The sequence below is a fragment of the Rhodocyclus purpureus genome (assembly GCF_016653115.1).
Classification (GTDB): domain Bacteria; phylum Pseudomonadota; class Gammaproteobacteria; order Burkholderiales; family Rhodocyclaceae; genus Rhodocyclus; species Rhodocyclus purpureus.
In genome coordinates this window covers 29358-48024 of the sequence record NZ_NHRX01000069.1, presented here as the reverse complement: position 1 = coordinate 48024, position 18667 = coordinate 29358, and the positions used below count along the sequence as shown (strand labels likewise).

Here is an 18667-nt window from a genome sequence, read left to right as displayed (position 1 = left end):
TCTGCGTTTCATGCGCAGTGGTGGCACGACTCGCCATGAACGTTAGTCGGGATTGTCGGCTTACGGTTCCCCGAGCCGGGCCGGCAGCATTGGCGGCGGCCGCCGCACAAAAACCGCTGCTACAGTCGTGGGAGGGCCGTGAGGCCCGAATCATAGAGCACCCCCTGAGGTCCCTTGGTAAACCTTACTCCAGCTCGCGCAGGCGCGACACCGCTTCCTCGACGCGCGCCACCGCGATCGTCTCGATGCCCTCGATCGGCTGCTTGGGCGCATTGGCCACCGGGATCAAGGCGCGCGTGAAGCCGAGCTTGGCGGCTTCGCGCAGGCGCTCCTGGCCACGCGGCGCCGGCCTGATTTCGCCGGTCAGGCCGATCTCGCCGAAGACGATCAGCTTCTCGGGCAGCGCGCGGTTGGTGAGCGAGGAGACGATCGCCAGCGTCACCGCGAGGTCGGCGGCCGGCTCGATGATGCGCACGCCGCCGACGGCGTTGACGAACACGTCCTGGTCGAAGCAGACGATGCCCGCATGCCGGTGCAGCACCGCGAGCAGCATCGCCAGGCGCTGCGCGTCGAGGCCGACGGTCAGCCTCCGCGGATTGCCGTGGGCGGCGTCGACCAGCGCCTGGATTTCGACCAGGAGCGGCCGCGTCCCCTCCTGCGTCACCATCACGCAGGCGCCGGGCGCCGCCTGCACGCGCGAGGGCAGGAACAGCGCCGACGGGTTGCTGACCCCCTTCAGCCCGCGTTCGGTCATGGCGAAGACGCCGATCTCGTTCACCGCGCCGAAGCGGTTCTTCACCGCGCGGATCAGGCGGAAGGCCGAGTGCGTGTCGCCCTCGAAGTAGAGCACCGTATCGACGATGTGTTCGAGCACGCGCGGGCCGGCGATCGCGCCCTCCTTGGTGACGTGGCCGACGAGCAGGATGCTGGTGCCGCTCTGCTTGGCGAGCCTTGTGAGTTGCGCCGCGCACTCGCGCACCTGCGCGACCGATCCCGGCGCCGACGACAGCGCGTCCGACCACAAGGTCTGGATCGAATCGATCACGGCGACAGCGGGCTGGTCGCGCCGGAGAACGTCGAGGATCTGTTCGAGCTTGATCTCGGCGAAGAGGCGCAGCGCGCCGGTGTCGAGCGACAGGCGCCGTGCGCGCATCGCCACCTGCTCGCCCGACTCCTCGCCGGAGACGTAGAGCACGCGTTGCGTCGCCGCGAGGCTGGCCAGCGCCTGCAGCAGCAGCGTGCTCTTGCCGATGCCGGGGTCGCCGCCGATCAGGGTGACGCCGCCGGCGACCAAGCCGCCGCCGAGCGCGCGGTCGAACTCGCCGATTCCGGTGGGAAAGCGCTCGGCCTCGCGCGCCTCGATCTCGGCAAGGACGCGCGGCAGCGCGGTCGTCCCGGCGAGCGCGGCAAAGCGCGGCGAGGCAGCCGGCGCCGCGCGCGTCTCGATGAGCGTATTCCAGGCGCCGCAGGCCGGGCACTGCCCCTGCCACTTCGGCGCCGTGCCACCGCACTCGGCGCAGACATAGACGTTCTTCTCGCGCGACACGCTCAGTCCCCGCCTGTCTCGATCACCGGCACCCGCTTCGTCAGCGCGCAGAACATCTCGTAGCTGAGCGTTCCTGCTGCCGCCGCGACCTCGTCGGCCGACAGGCCCTCGCCGAACAGGGTGACCGGGCTGCCGACTCCCGCACCGGGAAGTTCGCTCAGGTCGCAGGCGAGCATGTCCATCGACACGCGGCCGATCGTCTGCGTGCGCCGGCCGTCGACCAGGATCGGCGTCCCGCCCGGCGCATGGCGCGGGTAGCCGTCGCCGTAGCCGCAGGCGACGACGCCGACCCGCGTCGGCTGCGTCGCGGTGAACAGTCCGCCGTAGCCTACCCGCTCGCCGGCAGCGACTTCCTGTACGGCGATGATGCGGCTGCCGAGCGTCATCACCGGCAGCAGGCCGAGGCTCTCCGCGCTTTCGTCGGCGAAGGGGCTGCCACCGTAGAGCACGAGGCCGGGGCGGACCCAGTCGTGCACGGTGTGCGCGTGACGCAGGAGCGCCGCCGAGTTGGCGAGCGACACTTCACCCGCGAAGTCCGCGATCAGGGGCGCCAGGCGACGGTACTGTTCGTCTACACCGCGCGGGCCGTCGGCGTCGGCGAAGTGGCTCATCAGCAGCACCGACTCGACCGCCGGCAGCGTGCGCAGTTCGGCGAGCACCGCCGGCACCACTGCGGGGCGGAAGCCGAGCCGGTTCATGCCGCTATTGACCTTGAGGCCGACCGCAAGCCGGACCCCGGGCGGCGCCGCGCGCAGCATCGCAATCTGCTCGGCGCAGTGGATCGCCGGGCGCAGGCCGTATTCGGCGCAGACGGCGACGTCGCCAGTTGCGAAGATTCCTTCGAGCAGGACGATCGGCTGGGTGATGCCGGCATCGCGCAGCGCGACCGCATCGGCGAGGTCGAGCAGCGCGAAACCGTCGGCGAGGTCGCGGAGCGCGCGCACCGTGCGCAGCAATCCGTGGCCGTAGGCATCGGCCTTGACCACGGCGAAGGCGCGCGCAGCGCCGGCATGTCGGCGCGCGACGAGGTAATTGTGGCGCAAGGCGGCGAGGTCGATACGCGCCCGGATCGGGCGCGAGATCAGCGAGGGCTTGGAATGGGACACGGAAGGGACACGGAAGGGAGGCGCGACGGGGGATGGCGGGTTCGAGGACTGAGCGCTGCGCTGAGCATGGCTGCGCGCTGACGGGAGTTGCGCCCGACAGTAGCGAGGCATCGGCAAGCTGGATGAGGCAGGAAGGGGTGCCATTCAAGCACAAAAAGCCGGATCCCGACAGAGCCAAAGGCGGGAGCCGACGATCTTCCGTGGCGAAGAAAATGCAGGAAAACGCCGGCAACTGACCTGCTCCGGGCACTTTGGCCGCCGACCCGGCAGACCATTCGGGAGCTAACAAGTTCAGGGCGTTCATGGTATAAACGGCCGAAATCCTTTGGGAAGTTGCTTCCGGATGCCTTTCGGCTTCTACATCATCATGGCCGCGCAGTTCTTTTCCGCGCTGGCCGACAATGCCTTGCTCATCGCTTCGATCGCCGCCCTGCGCGACATGCACGCGCCGAGCGAGTACGAGCCATTGCTGAAGACCTTCTTCACGGTTTCCTACGTCGTCCTCGCCGCCTTCGTCGGCGCCTTTGCCGACTCGATGCCGAAGTGGCGGGTGATGTTCATCAGCAACACGATCAAGATCGGCGGCTGCGCACTGATGTTCTACAGCGTGCATCCGCTCGTCGCCTACGCCGTCGTCGGCCTCGGCGCGGCGGCCTACTCGCCGGCCAAGTACGGCATCCTCACCGAGTACCTGCCGCACCGCCTGCTGGTCGTCGCCAACGGCTGGATCGAAGGACTGACCGTCGGCGCGATCATCCTCGGCGTCGTCATCGGCGGCGCGCTGATCAAGCCCGACATCTCCGCGGCGCTTCTCGCCTTCGACTTCCCGCTGATCGACACAGGCATCGACACCCCCGGCGAAATGGCGATCTGCGTCGTCGGCGTGCTCTACATCCTGGCCGCACTGTTCAACCTGTACATCCCGGACACCGGCGTCGACCACAAGCCGCTCAAGCGCAATCCCTTCTACCTGATCCACGAGTTCAATCATTGCCTGATGCTGCTCTGGCGCGACCGGCTCGGGCAGGTCTCGCTGGCGGTGACGACGCTGTTCTGGGGCGCCGGCGCCACCCTGCAGTTCATCGTCATCAAGTGGGCGGAAGCCGCGCTGGGGCTCGACCTCGCGCATTCGAGCATGCTCCAGGGCGTCTGCGCCGTCGGCGTCGCGCTCGGCGCCGCGGTGGCGGCAAAGATGATCACGCTGCGCAAGTCGGTCCGCGTCATCCCGCTCGGCATCGCCATGGGGCTGATCGTGCTGGTCATGAACTTCGTGAACAGCATCTGGATCGCCATCCCGCTGCTGGTCATCATCGGCGGCCTGTCCGGCTTCTTCGTCGTGCCGATGAACGCGCTGCTGCAGCACCGCGGCCACATCCTGATGGGCGCCGGCCACTCGATCGCCGTGCAGAACTTCAACGAGAACCTGTCGATCCTGGTGATGACCGGGCTCTACTACGCGATGGTCAAGGCCGACCTGTCGGTATACTGGGTGCTGACCCTGTTCGGCCTGTTCGTCAGCAGCGCGATGTTCCTGGTCAAGCGCCGGCACGAAGCCAACCAGCGCGAGCGCGACGACGTGATCCACCTCGACGACGGCGGAACGCACTGATTGTCAGCACCTCGCGGCAAACGCGGGAGAACAGGAGGCGGGCATGGACATCGAACTGCGAGCGGCAACCGCCGCTGACGCCGAACGCTGCGGTCAAATCTGTCACGCCGCCTTCGCCGATATCGGCGGCCGTCACGGCTTCCCGTCGGATATGCCCGAGCTTGAATGGGCGATCGCCGATTTCATGCGCTGGATCGCCCACCCCGGTTACCACGTCATCGTCGCCACCGACGAAGCCGGAGCCATCGTCGGCTGCATGGCCATCGACGAACGCTCGACGATCAGCGGCCTTGGCCCGATCGCCGTCGAACCGACGCTGCAAAGCCGGTCGGTCGGACTCAAGCTGCTCAACGCGGCCTTGAACCGCTCGCGCCGACGCGAAGTCCCCGGCGTGCGCCTCGTCCAGGCTGCGTTCAACGGCTGCACCATGGGCCTCTGCGCGCGCGCCGGCTTCGTCGTCCGCGAGCCGCTCGTCACGCTCCAGGGACCGGCGCTGGCGCTGGCGATCCCCGGCTACCGCGTGCGCATCGCCACCGAATCCGACCTCGCCGCCGCCGACGCTCTGTGCCGGCGCATCCATGGCCACGAGCGCAGCGGCGAACTGCGCGACGCGATCGCCACCGGCAGCGCGCGCATCGTCGAGCACGACGGGAGAATCACCGGCTACGCCAGCGAACTCGGCTTCGGCGGCCACGCGCTCGGCGAGAGCAACGAAGCCCTCAAGGCGCTGATCGGCGCCGCAGGGGAATTCACCGGACAAGGCTTCAACCTGCCGACGCGCAACAGCGAACTTTTCCGCTGGTGCCTCGAACACGGGCTGCGCATCGTTCAGCCGTTGACGCTGATGAGCCTGGGCCTCTACAACGAGCCGCAGGGCATGTTCCTGCCGTCGATCACCTATTGAGCGACGGCCCGGGTAAGCGCCGCAGTGCCTGCATGTGACCTGTCACAGGCGCACGGCCAGGGACGCGACGGACCTTGCCACTGCTCCAGCGCGCTCAGAGCAGCAGCGGCTCGTCGGGCAGCTCGTTGGGGTTGTCGCCGAGGGGCGGGTAGTGACGGGCGAGTTCGCCGCCGATCGTCTCGATCGCCGCGAGCGCGCCGCGAAGGAAATCACCATGGGCGAAAGCGGTTTCCATGTCGCGGCAGACGGACTGCCAGAAGCTTTCGCCGAGTCGCGCGTCGATGCCGCGGTCCGCGACGATCTCGACGCGGCGGTCGACGAGCTGGACGTAGATGAGCACGCCACTATTGTCCTGCGTATCCCAGACGCCGAGCTGAGCAAACAGCTCGAGCGCGCGCTGGCGCGGGCTCCGCCCGTGCCAGAGGTCGGCGATCGGTAGACCGCCCTCGACGACGAAACGGAGTTCACCGCGATGCCTGGTCTCGGAGGCGGCGATCGCCGCCGTGATCGCCTGCTGCGCCGCCGGCGGGAACTGGCGCTGCGACCACCAGTGCGGCAGCGCGCTGTGGCGCAGAAATCTCGACCACTGCATCACCACCTCCCCGAGGCACCGCCGCCGCCGAAGCCGCCGCCACCGCCGGAAAATCCACCGCCTCCGGAGAATCCGCCGCCGCCACCGAAGCCTCCCCCCGGGGGAAAGCCGGAGCGGGTCGCGGCCAGTCCGGCGAACAGGGAGACCACGAAGGCGAGCAATCCGGCGCCGAGGGCGACCAGCAGCGCGCCGACCAGGAACCAGGCGAACGCGGCCGCGGCCAGCCCGATCAGCAGCGCGGCGGGCAGGCGCCCGAGCAGGCTGCGCAGGATGCCGCCGACGAAGAAGACGAGGATGAAGCCGACGAAGAACAGGGTATCGAGCGGATTATCGCCGGCGATGGGATCACGCTGCGCGGGCGGCGGCAGCGACTCGCCGGCAGCGACCGCCATCATCGCCGTCACGCCGGCGTCGATGGCGCCGTAGACCTCGCCCGCCTTGAGCTTCGGCACGATCACCTCGGCGATGATGCGCTTGCAGACGGCGTCGTTGAGCACGCCTTCCAGCCCGTAGCCGACCTCGATGCGCAACTCGCGGTCCTTGAGCGCGAGCAGCAGCAGGGCGCCGTCGTCGATTCCCTTGCGCCCGAGCTTCCAGGCCTCGACGACGCGGATTCCGTACTGCTCGATCGTCTCCGGCTGTACCGTGTCGGTGACGAGCACGGCGATCTGCGTGCCGCGCTCGCGCTCGTAGGCGGCGAGCTTCTGCTCGAGCGTCGTTCGCTGCTGCGCCGTCAGCGCGGCGACGCGGTCGGTGACGCGTGCCGTCAGGCTCGGCACCGGCTGCAGCGTCTGCGCCGCGGCGAGCCCGGCGAAAGTGGAAAAGGCGGCGCCGACGAGGGCGCAGACGGCAGCAAAGAAGAGCGCGCCGGGCGTCCCGCGCCGCAGCCCGAACATCAGCCGGCTCCGTTCAGCGCTGCGCCGCAGCCGGGCGGCCGAAATCGACCTTCGGCGCCTTCGCCACGGAGGCTTCGTCCTCGACCGTGAAGTTGGGCTTCACGTGATAGCCGAAGGCCATCGCCGTCAGGTTGTTGGGGAAAGTGCGCACCGAGACGTTGTAGGCCTCGACCGCCTTGATGTAGCGGTTGCGCGCGACGGTGATGCGGTTCTCGGTGCCTTCGAGCTGCGCCTGCAGGTCGCGGAAGGCAGCGTCGGCCTTCAGCTGCGGATAGTTCTCGGAGACCACCAGGAGCCGCGACAGCGCGCTGGTGAGGCCGGCCTGCGCCTGCTGGAAGCGGGCAAAAGCCGCCGGGTCGTTGATCAACTCCGGCGTCGCCTGGAGGCTGCCGACCGTCGCGCGCGCCTGCGTCACCGCGGTCAGCACTTCCCGCTCGTGGCTGGCGTAGCCCTGGACGGTGCTGACCAGGTTGGGAACGAGGTCGGCGCGGCGCTGGTACTGGTTGATCACTTCCGACCACGCCGCCTTGGCCGCTTCGTCGCCGCTCTGGAACTGGTTGTAGCCGCAGCCCGACAACAGGCTGACGACGAAGGCAAGGACGATGAGGAGTCTGTTGCGCATGCTGTTCTCCCGATGATTCCGCATACCGTGCCGGCCACGCTGCTCTGCGGCCGAGGCCATGCACCTGCCCGCCCAGATGGCGGCGGGCGGCCGGATCTCAAGCGCCCTTGGCCTCGCGCATCAGGGCGCGCGCCCGGCACAGGTCTTCCCAGGCACGCGCCTTGTCGAGCGGCGTACGCAGAAGATACGCCGGATGGTAGCTGATGACAACGGGAATCCTGCGGCCGGCAACTTCCCAGAAGTGGGTGCGCCCGCGCAGGCTGCCGAGCGGCGCGTCGAGGCCGAGCGTCGCCTGCACCGCGGGTTTGCCGAGGACGAACACCAGACGCGGTTGCAGCAGCGCCACCTGCCGCTCCAGGTACGGCCGGCAGGTGGCGATCTCGGCAGCGGTCGGCGTGCGGTTGTTGGGCGGGCGGCATTTCACCGCGTTGGCGATGTAGACGTCTTCGCCGCGCTTCAGGTCGATCGCTGCCAGCATCGCGTCGAGCAGCTTGCCGGCCGGACCGACGAAAGGCTCGCCGCGCCTGTCCTCCTCGGCACCCGGTCCCTCGCCGATGAACAGCCAGTCGGCATGCACATCGCCGACACCGAGCACCGCCTGCTGGCGCTGTTCGCACAGGCCGCAGGCACGGCAGCCGGCCACCTCGCGGCGCAGCGCGTCCCAGGATTCAGCCTCGTTCGCCTCCACGAGCGGCGCTGGCGCGCAGGGCGCCTGCTCGATGGCGGCGGGCGCGGCCGTGGGCCCCCCCTCCTCCACGCTTGCGCTCGCGGCCCCAGGGCGAACATCCGCGGGAACGGCCTCGGGAGACAGTGGCGGACGGCGCAGTTTCCACAGCGGACCGAGGCCCATTTCGAGCAGCATCTCGTCGCGCGAGAGCTTCACGCCGGCAGCTCCTCGACGCTGCGCGTGAGCACCAGCGCGTCCTCGCGCCCGCTCGCGGCCGGATAGTAGCCGCGGCGGACACCGATCTGCCGAAAGCCGAAGCCCTGGTAGAGCGCCAGCGCACGCAGGTTCGACGGCCGCACTTCGAGCAGCAAGGTCGTCGCCCCGAGCGTACGCGCGACCGCCAGCGCGTCGGCGAGCAGTTGCGCGCCATAACCCTTGCCCTGCGCGCGCGCGGCGACGCTGATGTTGAGCAGGTGCGCCTCGTCGACCACCGGCATGATCACCGCGTAGCCGAGCAGTTCGCCGCCGACGCGCAGCACCCGGCCATGGTAGCCGGCCGCCAGCGAATCGGTGAAATTGCCGCGACTCCAGGGGTGCGAGTAGACGTCGTATTCGATGCGCAGGACTTCGTCGAGGTCGCTCTCGCACATCGGCGCGATCAGGCAGCGCGGTTCGCCCCCGGCTGCTGCCCCTGCCTCGTCCCCGGCGGCCGGCAGCGCCAGGCTCATGCCCGCCCGCCCTGCGCCAGGCGTTCGGCGACGGTGAGCGCGACCTTGTCGCGGACATAGACCGGAACGGCGTCGGCGGCGGCGATGCGCTCGCCGCGCGCGAGCCGCGGTGCCGCCAGCCGGGCGACGGCGGCCGCGGCAGGCAAGAGGTCCGGCAGGCAGCGCGTCACCCTGCCCTGCAGCCGGTCCGCGAGTTGCGGATAGGCGGCGAGCGCGTTGCCGCAGGCTAGCCAGTCGTCGCCTTCCGGCAGCGTGATCGCCTCGGGCGGCAGGACGACGAGCGGCGCCTGCGCGACGCCGCCGACGTAGGCGCCGAAGTAGATTTCCCCCATGCGCGCGTCGAGTGCAACGAGAACGCGTTCGCCGCCGCTGGCCAGCGCCATCGCCTCCAGCGTCCCGACCGGGAACAGTGGCAGATCGTGCGCGAAGGCGAGACCCTGCGCGATCGCGCAGCCGACGCGCAGGCTGGTGAAGGCACCGGGACCGGCGGCAAAGGCGATGCCGTCGAGGTCGGCGCAGCCGAGGTCGGCTTCGGCGAGGAGGCCGAGGATGCACGGCAGCAGCGTCTGCGAATGCGTCGTTCCGGTAGGCTCGCCGGAAGGACAGGCACGCTCGACGATCCCGCCGTCACGCCAGAGCGCGATCGATCCGGCGTCGGTCGAGGTTTCCAGCGCGAGCAGGTTCATCGTCTCTCCCAGCACGATTCGCGCGGTCGGCATACCGTCATCGCGAGCCCGAAGGGCGTGGCGATCCAGTCTGTAGGGCTGTTGCCGATTCTTCCGCGGCTATCGGCTGACGACACAAATACAGAGGTACGAACTGGATCGCCACGGCCTGCGGCCTCGCGATGACGGAAGCTGGGCGCCGCGAATGGACGCGGTGCATGGCGGCGACCGCCGCTTCGCGCCCGCCGGCGCTCCCGCGACGGCAGGCGTCGCCGCGTCGATTCAACGCCAGCCTGGGCGGGAGTCGCCATGGTCCTCAGAGGAACGGGTGCCGGCGCAGGATCGTCTCGTCGCGCTCGGGGCCGGTCGAGATGATGTCGATCGGTGTCTCGACGATTTCCTCGATGCGCGCAAGGTAGGCGCGCGCCGTCTCCGGCAGGTCGGCGAGGCTGCGCGCGCCGAAGGTGGATTCGCTCCAGCCGGGCATCGTTTCCAGGATCGGCTCGCAGCCGGCGATCTCTTCGGCCGACAGCGGCAGGAGGTCGACGACGCGGCCGTCGAGCTTGTAGCCGGTGCAGATCTTCAGTTCGGGCAGGCCGTCGAGGACGTCGAGCTTGGTGATGCACAGGCCGGTGACGCCGTTGATCTGGATCGAACGCTTCAGCGCGGCGAGGTCGAGCCAGCCGCAGCGACGCTTGCGTCCGGTGACCGTGCCGAATTCGCGGCCGACCACCGACATCTGCGTGCCGGGCAGGCCTTCGCCCTCGATGTCGAGTTCGCTCGGGAAGGGGCCGCCGCCGACGCGCGTGCAGTAGGCCTTGGTGATGCCGAGGATGTAGTTGAGCTTGCCCGGGCCGACGCCCGAGCCGGCAGCCGCCTGACCGGCGACGCAGTTCGACGAGGTGACGAAGGGGTAGGTACCGTGGTCGATATCGAGCAGCGCGCCCTGCGCGCCTTCGAAGAGCAGGTTGCCGCCGGCGCGGTTGACCGCGTGCAGTTCGGCCGAGACGTCGACCACCATCGGCTTCAGTTCCTCGGCGTCGGCCAGCGCCTGCGCCAGCGTCGACTCGTAGTCGATCGCCTCGCAGCCCAGGTACTGGGTGAGCACGAAGTTGTGATAGGCGAGGTTCTCGCGCAGCTTCTCGGCAAAGCGCTCGGGATGGAAGAGGTCATAGACGCGCAGCGCACGGCGCGCAACCTTGTCCTCGTAGGTCGGGCCGATACCCTTGCCGGTGGTGCCGATGCGCGTGTCGGCGCAGCGCTTGGACTCGCGCGCGCGGTCGAGCGCCGAGTGGTAGGGCAGGATCAGCGGGCAGCCGGGGCTGACCTTCAGGCGCGAGCGCACTTCGAGGCCGCCGGCTTCGAGGCTGCGGATTTCGGAAAGCAGGTGGTGCACGTCGAGGACGACGCCGTTGCCGATGTAGCAATTGACGCCCTCGCGCACGATTCCCGACGGCACCAGGTTGAGCTTGTACACCGTCTCGCCGACCACCAGCGTGTGCCCGGCATTGTGCCCGCCCTGGAAGCGGACGACCCCCTGCGCATGATCGGTCAGCCAATCGACGATCTTGCCCTTACCTTCGTCGCCCCACTGCGTGCCGACGACGACTACGTTCTTCGCCATGATGTTTGCTCAGTCCCTGTTGATTGCTTCGATGGTCCATTGTCCAGCGCGCTCGACCAGACGGCGGTCGCAGCGGCTGTCTTCTTCTGTTCCCGGAAATTGCTCGATGACGGCTTCGCCGGCGGCACGCAGCCCGGCGATCGCCTGCGCCAGCGGGCTGCCGGCGGCCTCGGCGAACGGTGCCGCGATCGCGCGCGGCGACGCCTCGCCAGGCGCCAGGCGCGCGAGTTCGCGCAGGTCGAGCGAGAAACCGGTCGCCGGTCGCGCGCGACCGAAGGCCGCGCCGGCGCCGTCGTAGCGGCCGCCGCGCGCGATGGCGCCGGCAAAACCTTGCCGGTAGGCGGCAAAGACGACGCCGTTGTGATAGTGGTAGCCGTGCAGGTCGGCGAAGTCGAAGGAGAGCGGCAGTTCCGGCACTGCCGCCGCCAGCCGGCGCAGCGCTTCGATGGCGGCGGCGATCGCCGGCAGCGCCGGCAGTTCGGCTCCGGCGCGCTCGAGCGTGCTCGCGTCGCCGTAGAGCTCGGGCAGGCGCAGGAGCGCACCCCGCCACGGTTCGGCGATCCCGGCACAGGCCACGCGCAGGCTCGGCAGGTCCTTCTGCTGCATGAGTTGCAGGAGCGCCGCCTCGGCGTCATCGTCGAGCCCGGCAGCTTCGGCCAGCGCAGCGAAGACGCCGACGTGACCAACGTCGATGCGCTCGGCCGGCGCGCCGAGCGCGGCGAGCGTGGTCGCCAGCAGGCGCAGCGCCTCGAAGTCGGCCTCGACCCCGGCATGACCGTAGAGCTCGGCGCCGAGCTGGATCGGTTCGCGGTTGCCCGACTGCGCCGCCGGCAGCGTGTTGAGCACGCTGCCGCAGTAGCAGAGACGCACGACGCCGTCGCGGTTCAAGAGATGCGCGTCGATGCGCGCGACCTGCGGCGTCATGTCGGGGCGCACGCCGAGGGTGCGTCCCGACAACTGGTCGACGAGCTTGAAGGTGCGCAGCCTGAGATCCTGCCCCGAGCCGGTGAGCAGCGATTCGAGGTGCTCGACCAGGGGTGGCATCACCAGCTCGTAGCCGTGCCGGGAGAAGAGGTCGAGCGCGCGGCGGCGCAGGCGTTCGAGTTGCGCCGCCTCGTGCGGCAGCGCGTCGGCCAGGTAATCGGGGAGCAGCCAGTTCAATTCAACACCATCAGCAAAGCCAGCCCGACCAGCATCACGGTCAGGCCGATGAATCGGATCTGTCCGTCGGAAAGCTCGGTCAGCCGACGGAAACCCTCGCGCCACGCGCTCGGCGCGGCGAAGGGAACGACGCCTTCGAGCACCAGCATCAGTGCGAAGGCGAGCAACAGCGTTTGTCCCATTTTCCCACTCTCGGGGCGGATTCTCGGCGAGCGTCGCGGCGGCTGCCGCGACCCACTCCCCGACTACTTGCGGGCCTTGTCGCCGCCGCGCCCGACGCTCTTCATGTACTTGAAGAAATCGGAGTTCGGCTCGACCACGAGCACGTCGTTCTTGTTCTTGAACGACGCCGAATAGGCTTCGAGGCTGCGGTAGAAGGAATAGAACTCGGGGTTCGCCGAGAAGGCCTGCGCGTAGATCGCCGCCGCCTTGGCGTCACCCTCGCCCTTGATCTTCTGGGCGTCGCGGTAGGCCTCGGCGACGATCACCTCACGCTGGCGGTCGGCGTCGGCACGGATCTTCTCGGCCTCGGCCGAACCCTGCGAACGCAGCTCGTTGGCGACGCGCTTGCGCTCGGCCTCCATGCGCCGGTACACCGATTCGCTGACCTCGAGCGGCAGGTCCACCCGCTTGACGCGCACGTCGACGATCTGAACGCCGATCTTGCGCGCGTCCTGGTCGGCCTTCTCGCGCATCTGCTCCATGATCTGGTCGCGTTCGCCGGAGACCACGTCGTGCACCGTGCGCTTGCCGAACTCCTCGCGCAGGCCGGCGTTGACCGTCTGCGACAGGCGGGTCTTGGCGCGCGACTCGTCGCCGCCGACCGAGATGTAGTAGAGCTTCGGATCGATGATCCGCCACTTGACGAAGGAATCGACGAGGACGTTCTTCTTTTCCGAGGTGATGAAACGCTCGGGTTCGGCGCTGTCGAGGGTCAGGATGCGCTTCTCGAAGTAGCGCACGTTCTGGATCAGCGGCACCTTGAAGTAGAGCCCCGGCTCGGTGATGACGTCGCGGACTTCACCGAGTTGGAAGACGATCGCCGACTGGCGCTGATCGACGGTGAAGATCGACGCACTGAGCAGGCCCACGAGCGCGGCCACGCCGATGCTGAGCGCATTGAGATTGGGTTTCATCAGCGGACCTCCCGCTCACGCGAGCGCAGCGATTCGCGCGAGCGCGTGTCGCGATCGAGCTGTGGCGGCGCTGCTTCGGGCTGTACCGCGGCCGCACCGGACGCCGCCGACTGGGCCGGGCGTCCCGCTGCCGCCGAGTCGGTGGCCAGGGCGCCGGCGGCCGTCGCCTGCATCAGCTTGTCGAGCGGCAGATAGAGCAGGTTGCCCTGCCCCTTGGCGTCGATCATCACCTTGCTGGTATTCGTATAGACCTGCTGCATCGTTTCGAGATACATGCGCGTACGCGTCACTTCGGGCGCCTTCGCGTATTCGACGTTGATCTGCTTGAAGCGGCTGGCGTCGCCCTCGGCGGTGGCGATGATGCGCTGGCGATAACCCTCGGCCTCCTGCAGCAGGCGCGCCGCGGTACCCTGCGCCTTCGGAATGACGTCGTTGGCGTAGGCCTGGCCTTCGTTCTTCTGCCGCTCGCGGTCCTGCCCCGCCTTGACCGCGTCGTCGAAGGCGGCCTGCACCTGTTCAGGCGGCTGCGCGTTCTGCATCGTCACCTTCGAGATCAGGATGCCCGTATCGTAGAGGTCGAGCGTTTCCTGCATCAGCTGGGCGGCGTCGACGGCGATCTGCTCGCGTCCCTCGTAGAGCACGAAGTCCATGCGGTTCTTGCCGACGATCTGGCGGATCGCGGTCTCGGCGACCTGCATCACCGAATCGTCGGGATGGCGGTTGTTGAAGACGTAGGCGACCGGGTCCTTGAGGATGTACTGCACCGCGAACTGGATGTTGATGATGTTCTCGTCGTCGGTCAGCATCAGTGCTTCCTTGAGCACCTTGTTGCGCTCGCTGCCGCGGTAGCCGACCTCGACCGTGCGCACGCCGGAGATGTTCACCAGTTCGTGCGCCTCGATCGGGTAAGGCAGTCGCCAGCGCAGGCCCGACTCGGTCGTTTCCTTGAACTTGCCGAAGCGCAGGACGACGCCGCGCTGCGAGGCATCGACGATGTAGAAGCCGCTCGCCAGCCAGACGATGAAGGCGAGGACGAGCAGGACCCCGGCACCACCGCCGAGCATGCGCGGACTGAGGTTCGCCGGCGGCAACTGGCCGCCGCCACCGCTACCACCGCCCTTCTTGCCGATCATTCCGGACAGGCGGCGGTTGAAATCGCGCCACAGTTCTTCGAGGTCGGGCGGCCCTTGGTTCGGACGCCTGCCGCCACCATTGCCACGACCTCCCCATTGCGGGTCGTTCAGCGACATGAGTACTCCGATGCTTGCAATCATAGGGAGGGGAGTCGATCCTTTGCAGTTTCGGCCGAGCCGGACAATGCCGGCGAGCCCGTCTCGGTTGAGGGGAGACGCGAATCGGTGAGGCGCAGATCGCGGGCTTTCGCGAGTGCCGCCTCGGCGAGCGCGTCGCGCAGCAGGGGCAAACCCTCGCCGGTCATCGCGCTTACGCGGATGAGCCGGATTCTACCATAGTCGTCCCGCTCGACCGCCGGCGGCAGGCCGGTGAGATCGGCCTTGTTCAGCACCTGGATCTGCGGCACATCGGCGGCGCCGATCTCGCGCAGCGTCTTGTCGACCTCGGCGATCTGGTGCTCGCGTGCCGGACTTGCCGAATCGACGACATGCAGGAGCAGGTCGGCCTGGGCGGTGGCTTCGAGCGTGGCGTGGAAGGCGGCGACCAGTTCGTGCGGCAGGTCACGGATGAAACCGACCGTATCCGAGATGACGATGTTGCCGGCCTCCGGCAGCCACAGCCGGCGCGACGAGGTGTCGAGGGTCGCGAACAACTGGTCGGCGGCATAGGCGCCGGCGTGGGTGAGTGCGTTGAACAGGGTCGACTTGCCGGCGTTGGTGTAGCCGACCAGCGACACGCTCAACACAGCGCTCTTCTGCCGCGCGCGGCGCTGCACCACGCGCTGCTTTTCCAGACGGGCAAGGCGCTCGCGCAACAGCTTGACGCGCACGCCGAGCAGGCGGCGGTCGGTTTCGAGCTGCTTTTCCCCCGGACCGCGCAGGCCGATGCCGCCCTTCTGCCGCTCCAGGTGGGTCCAGCCACGCACCAGGCGTGTCGCCAGGTGGTCGAGTTGCGCGAGTTCGACCTGCAGCTTGCCGGCTGCGCTCTGCGCACGCAGCGCGAAGATGTCGAGGATGAGGCGGGTGCGGTCGAGCACCCGGCAGCCGAGCGCGCGTTCGAGGTTGCGTTCCTGCGCCGGCGACAGCTCGTGGTTGAAGATCACCAGTTGCGCGTCGGCAGCGGCGACCAGCGCCGCGATTTCCTGGACCTTGCCCTTGCCGGCGAAGGTCGCCGGGTCGGGGCTGGCGCGCCGCGCGCACACTTCGCCGGCGATCTCGGCGCCCGCGGACAGCGTCAGCAGGCGCACCTCTTCGAGCTGCTCGACGACGTCGTCGACACCGAAATCGAGTTGGACGATCAGCGCGCGCTCGGCGCCAGGCGGCTTACCCATGCGTGGGCGGGAGGGCTGCCCCTCAGGCTTCGGCGGGCTGGTCGGACTGGATGTGCACCGGACGTGCCGGCACCACGGTCGAGATGGCGTGCTTGTAGACCATCTGCGTCACCGTGTTCTTGAGCAGCACGACGTACTGGTCGAAGGATTCGATGTGGCCCTGCAGCTTGATGCCATTGACCAGGTAGATCGAAACCGGAACATGCTCGCGGCGCAGCGTGTTGAGGAACGGGTCTTGTAGAAGTTGCCCTTTGTTGCTCATGGGTGAAGCTCCATCTTGTAAGTTTTCGGGTGGGCGCCGGGCGCGCCCCAAGCATGCCAGGATGCTGACCTGCAGTGCAGCTTAATTGATTTTCTTGGCTCTGGCCATCGCCTGCTTGCGCCGCTCGAACGCATCCGAGGGCTTTCCGGCAGGTTTCTTGCGCTCGGCGAAGGGATTGTGCGAGACGTTGAACTGGATGCGCAGGGGCGTCCCCTGCAGGCGGAAGGTCTCGCGGAAATAGCCTTCCAGATAGCGGCGATAGCTCTCCGGCACCTTCTCCAGCGCATTGCCGTGGATCACGATCAGCGGCGGATTGCGCCCGCCCTGGTGCGCGTAGCGCATCTTCGGCCGGAAGATGCCGGCACGCGGCGGCTGCTGGCGCGACACCGCGTCGATCAGCGCGCGCGTCAGTTGCGGCGTCGGCAGCGTCGCGGTGGCCGCCTTGTACGCGGCATCGACCGAGCGGAAGACCTGTTCGAGCCCGGTCCCCTGCAGCGCCGAGACGTAGTGGAACTTGGCGAAATCCAGGAACTTGAGCTTGCGCTCCAGGTCGGCCTTCACCCGCTCGCGCACGTAGGGATCGAGCCCGTCCCACTTGTTCACGGCGACGGTCAGCGCACGTCCCGATTCGACGATGAAGCCGGCGATGTGCGCGTCCTGGTCGGACACTTCGGCGCGCGCGTCGAGCACGAGGACGACCGCGTTGGCCTCCTCGATCGACTGCAGGGTCTTGATCACCGAGAACTTCTCGATCGTCTCGAAGACCTTGCCGCGACGACGCAGGCCGGCGGTATCGGTGAGCCGGTACTTGCGGCCGCCGCGCTCGAAATCGACGTCGATCGCGTCACGCGTCGTACCCGGCTGGTCGAAGGCGATGACGCGCTCCTCGCCGAGCAGCGCGTTGATCATGGTGCTCTTGCCGACGTTGGGACGACCGACGATGGCGACCTTGAGCACGCCGTCGTCCTCGGCGTCGGCGACCGCGGCCGCCGACTCGTCCTCGCCCGCCGGCGCCTGGCCGAGCGCGTCGAGCGCATCCTCGACCAGCGCGCGCACCCCCTCGCCGTGCGTGGCCGAGATCGGATGCGGGTCGCCAAGCCCGAGTTCGTGGAACTCGGCAGAGACGACGCCTCGGTTGAGGCCCTCGGCCTTGTTCACGGCAACGAGCGCCGGACGTCCGGCGCGGCGCAGTTTGACGGCGATTTCCTTGTCCTGCGCAGCGAGCCCGGCGCGGCCGTCGACGACGAAGACGACGACGTCGGCCTCGGCGATCGCCTGCTCGGTCTGGCGCGCCATCTCGTGCATGATGCCGTCCTTGGCCTGCGGCTCGAAGCCACCGGTATCGACGACGAGGAAGGGACGCTCGCCGACGCGGCCATGGCCATAGTGACGGTCACGCGTGAGACCGGGAATGTCGGCGACCAGCGCATCGCGCGTCTTGGTCAGGCGGTTGAAGAGGGTGGACTTGCCGACGTTCGGCCGCCCCACCAGGACTATGGTCGGTTTCATTGCATCTCGATCGAGTAAATTCCGCCGTCGCTGGTCTGCACGACGATGCCGTCGGGGCCGACCTGGAGCGGAGCGACGACCGGACTGCCGTCGGTTTTCACGCGTGCGGCAAAGGCGCCGTCATCGCGGTTGAGGAAGTGCACGACACCCTGCAGGTCGGCGACAGCGACCAGACCGCGGCGCGACAGCGGCGCCGTCAGCTGGCGCAGGAAGAGGCGGTCCTGCTTCCAGATGCTCGCGCCGCTGTCACGGTCGAGCGCATGCACCGCGCCCTTGTCGTCGCTGACATAGACGTAGCGCTTGTCGATGGCCAGACCGGCCGCGCTCGAAATGTCGCGTGCCCACATCTGCGAACCGTTGCCGAGATCGAAACAGGCGACGCGCCCCTGGAAGGCGGCGGCGCAGATCTGCCGACCGTCGATCACCGGCGTGCTGGTGATGTCGGCGACGCGGTCGAGCTCGGTGACCCCCTTCGGAATGGCGACGGTACCCTCCCAAGTCAGCGCGCCGTTGGCGAGATCGACCGCGACCAGCTTGCCGCCCGGGAAGCCGGCGAACACGTAGCGATCGGCGATCAGCGGCGCCGCGGCGACGCGCACCGACAGCGGCGGCAGCGGCCGCTGGTAGAGCCAGCGCCGCTTGCCGTCCTCGACGGCGTACGCCGCCAGGCGGTTGTCGCCACTACGGACGATCACGAGATCGTCGGCGACGACCGGCGGCGCCAGCAGTTCGCTGGTCGCCCGCGCCGACCACAGGCGCGATCCGTCGGCAGTGGAGAAGGCGAGCAGTTCGCCCTTGGGCGTACCGACGACGACGACGCGCTCGCTGGCGCCGACGCCGGCAGAAATGGCCTGGCCGACCTTGACCCGCCAGACCTGCTTGCCAGCCTCGAAGCGCTTGAGCACGCCGTCGCGGTCGACCGCATAGACGCTGTCGCCGACCACTGCCGGCGAGAAGACGTAGCTGCCGGCCTTGCCGACGCTGTCGCTCCAGACGACGCGGGTTTCCGCGCTGGCAACGAAGGGCTGCAGTTCGGCGACCTTCGGCCCGCCCTTGGCGGCAAACGGGTTGATCGCATCGAGCGTCGAGCAGGCACCGAGCAGCGGCAGCAGCGCGACAGCGGCGGCGCGCGCGAGCACGCGCGTGTCGATCCTTCCACCGTTCATGGTCGCGGCC

At 68.6% G+C, this 18667-nt stretch carries 19 protein-coding genes; 2 read left to right on the top strand and 17 right to left on the bottom strand.

What is annotated here, in order from left to right; all coding sequences use genetic code 11:
* Positions 1-184: 184 nt before the first annotated feature.
* Together radA and alr are read right to left on the bottom strand one after the other, a co-directional pair.
* Positions 185-1546: a DNA repair protein RadA gene (gene radA / locus CCR84_RS16245; RefSeq protein WP_201214771.1), complete on the bottom strand. Its 1362-nt coding sequence runs from the start codon at positions 1544-1546 to the stop codon at positions 185-187.
* 2 nt (positions 1547-1548) lie between these two features.
* A complete protein-coding gene (gene alr, locus CCR84_RS16240) occupies positions 1549-2652 on the bottom strand; it encodes an alanine racemase (protein WP_338052641.1) in 1104 nt (367 codons plus the stop codon).
* Between the two features lie 343 nt (positions 2653-2995).
* Here alr and lplT point away from each other — a divergent pair, with 343 nt between their 5' ends.
* Both lplT and CCR84_RS16230 read left to right on the top strand, forming a co-directional pair.
* Entirely contained in the window at positions 2996-4261 is a 1266-nt protein-coding gene (gene lplT, locus CCR84_RS16235; protein ID WP_201214765.1) for a lysophospholipid transporter LplT, read from the top strand.
* Positions 4262-4304: 43 nt separating this feature from the next.
* On the top strand, positions 4305-5165 hold the full coding sequence (locus CCR84_RS16230; protein ID WP_201214762.1) for a GNAT family N-acetyltransferase: 861 nt from the start codon (positions 4305-4307) through the stop codon (positions 5163-5165).
* Positions 5166-5259: 94 nt separating this feature from the next.
* On the opposite strand, the gene CCR84_RS16225 is transcribed toward CCR84_RS16230, so the two are convergent.
* From CCR84_RS16225 to bamB, 15 genes are all read right to left on the bottom strand, one after another.
* Positions 5260-5757, bottom strand: coding sequence for a TPM domain-containing protein (locus tag CCR84_RS16225; protein WP_201214749.1), 498 nt, complete (start codon positions 5755-5757; stop codon positions 5260-5262).
* A complete protein-coding gene (locus CCR84_RS16220; RefSeq protein WP_201214746.1) occupies positions 5757-6653 on the bottom strand; it encodes a TPM domain-containing protein in 897 nt (298 codons plus the stop codon). Before CCR84_RS16220 ends, CCR84_RS16225 begins: the two co-directional genes overlap by 1 nt.
* Positions 6654-6666: 13 nt before the next feature.
* Positions 6667-7275 (bottom strand): LemA family protein, encoded by a 609-nt coding sequence (locus CCR84_RS16215; protein ID WP_201214742.1) that lies wholly within the window; start codon positions 7273-7275, stop codon positions 6667-6669.
* Between the two features lie 97 nt (positions 7276-7372).
* Positions 7373-8158, bottom strand: a complete 786-nt coding sequence (locus CCR84_RS16210) for a uracil-DNA glycosylase (RefSeq protein WP_338052640.1) — start codon at positions 8156-8158, stop codon at positions 7373-7375.
* Positions 8155-8670, bottom strand: coding sequence for a ribosomal protein S18-alanine N-acetyltransferase (gene rimI, locus CCR84_RS16205; RefSeq protein WP_338052639.1), 516 nt, complete (start codon positions 8668-8670; stop codon positions 8155-8157). The genes CCR84_RS16210 and rimI overlap by 4 nt, the downstream gene beginning before the upstream one ends.
* Complete coding sequence (gene tsaB / locus CCR84_RS16200) at positions 8667-9389, bottom strand: tRNA (adenosine(37)-N6)-threonylcarbamoyltransferase complex dimerization subunit type 1 TsaB (protein ID WP_242508788.1); 723 nt, start codon at positions 9387-9389, stop codon at positions 8667-8669. Before tsaB ends, rimI begins: the two co-directional genes overlap by 4 nt.
* A gap of 262 nt (positions 9390-9651) precedes the next feature.
* Positions 9652-10959, bottom strand: a complete 1308-nt coding sequence (locus tag CCR84_RS16195; RefSeq protein ID WP_201214740.1) for an adenylosuccinate synthase — start codon at positions 10957-10959, stop codon at positions 9652-9654.
* 9 nt (positions 10960-10968) lie between these two features.
* Positions 10969-12120 carry an ATP phosphoribosyltransferase regulatory subunit gene (locus CCR84_RS16190; protein ID WP_201214738.1) on the bottom strand — a complete coding sequence of 384 codons (1152 nt, stop codon included), beginning with the start codon at positions 12118-12120 and terminating at the stop codon, positions 10969-10971.
* Entirely contained in the window at positions 12117-12302 is a 186-nt protein-coding gene (locus CCR84_RS16185; RefSeq protein WP_201214736.1) for a DUF2065 domain-containing protein, read from the bottom strand. The genes CCR84_RS16190 and CCR84_RS16185 overlap by 4 nt, the downstream gene beginning before the upstream one ends.
* A gap of 63 nt (positions 12303-12365) precedes the next feature.
* Positions 12366-13256 carry a protease modulator HflC gene (hflC, locus tag CCR84_RS16180; RefSeq protein WP_201214734.1) on the bottom strand — a complete coding sequence of 297 codons (891 nt, stop codon included), beginning with the start codon at positions 13254-13256 and terminating at the stop codon, positions 12366-12368.
* Positions 13256-14506 carry an FtsH protease activity modulator HflK gene (gene hflK, locus CCR84_RS16175; RefSeq protein WP_201214720.1) on the bottom strand — a complete coding sequence of 417 codons (1251 nt, stop codon included), beginning with the start codon at positions 14504-14506 and terminating at the stop codon, positions 13256-13258. The genes hflC and hflK overlap by 1 nt, the downstream gene beginning before the upstream one ends.
* 20 nt (positions 14507-14526) lie before the next feature.
* Positions 14527-15720 carry a GTPase HflX gene (gene hflX / locus CCR84_RS16170; RefSeq protein ID WP_201214716.1) on the bottom strand — a complete coding sequence of 398 codons (1194 nt, stop codon included), beginning with the start codon at positions 15718-15720 and terminating at the stop codon, positions 14527-14529.
* 22 nt (positions 15721-15742) lie between these two features.
* Positions 15743-15982: an RNA chaperone Hfq gene (hfq, locus tag CCR84_RS16165; protein WP_201214703.1), complete on the bottom strand. Its 240-nt coding sequence runs from the start codon at positions 15980-15982 to the stop codon at positions 15743-15745.
* A gap of 81 nt (positions 15983-16063) precedes the next feature.
* The gene (der, locus tag CCR84_RS16160; protein WP_201214698.1) at positions 16064-17491 is read right to left on the bottom strand and encodes a ribosome biogenesis GTPase Der; all 1428 of its coding nucleotides are present in this window, start codon (positions 17489-17491) and stop codon (positions 16064-16066) included.
* On the bottom strand, positions 17488-18657 hold the full coding sequence (gene bamB, locus CCR84_RS16155) for an outer membrane protein assembly factor BamB (protein ID WP_201214688.1): 1170 nt from the start codon (positions 18655-18657) through the stop codon (positions 17488-17490). Before bamB ends, der begins: the two co-directional genes overlap by 4 nt.
* Positions 18658-18667: the final 10 nt, after the last annotated feature.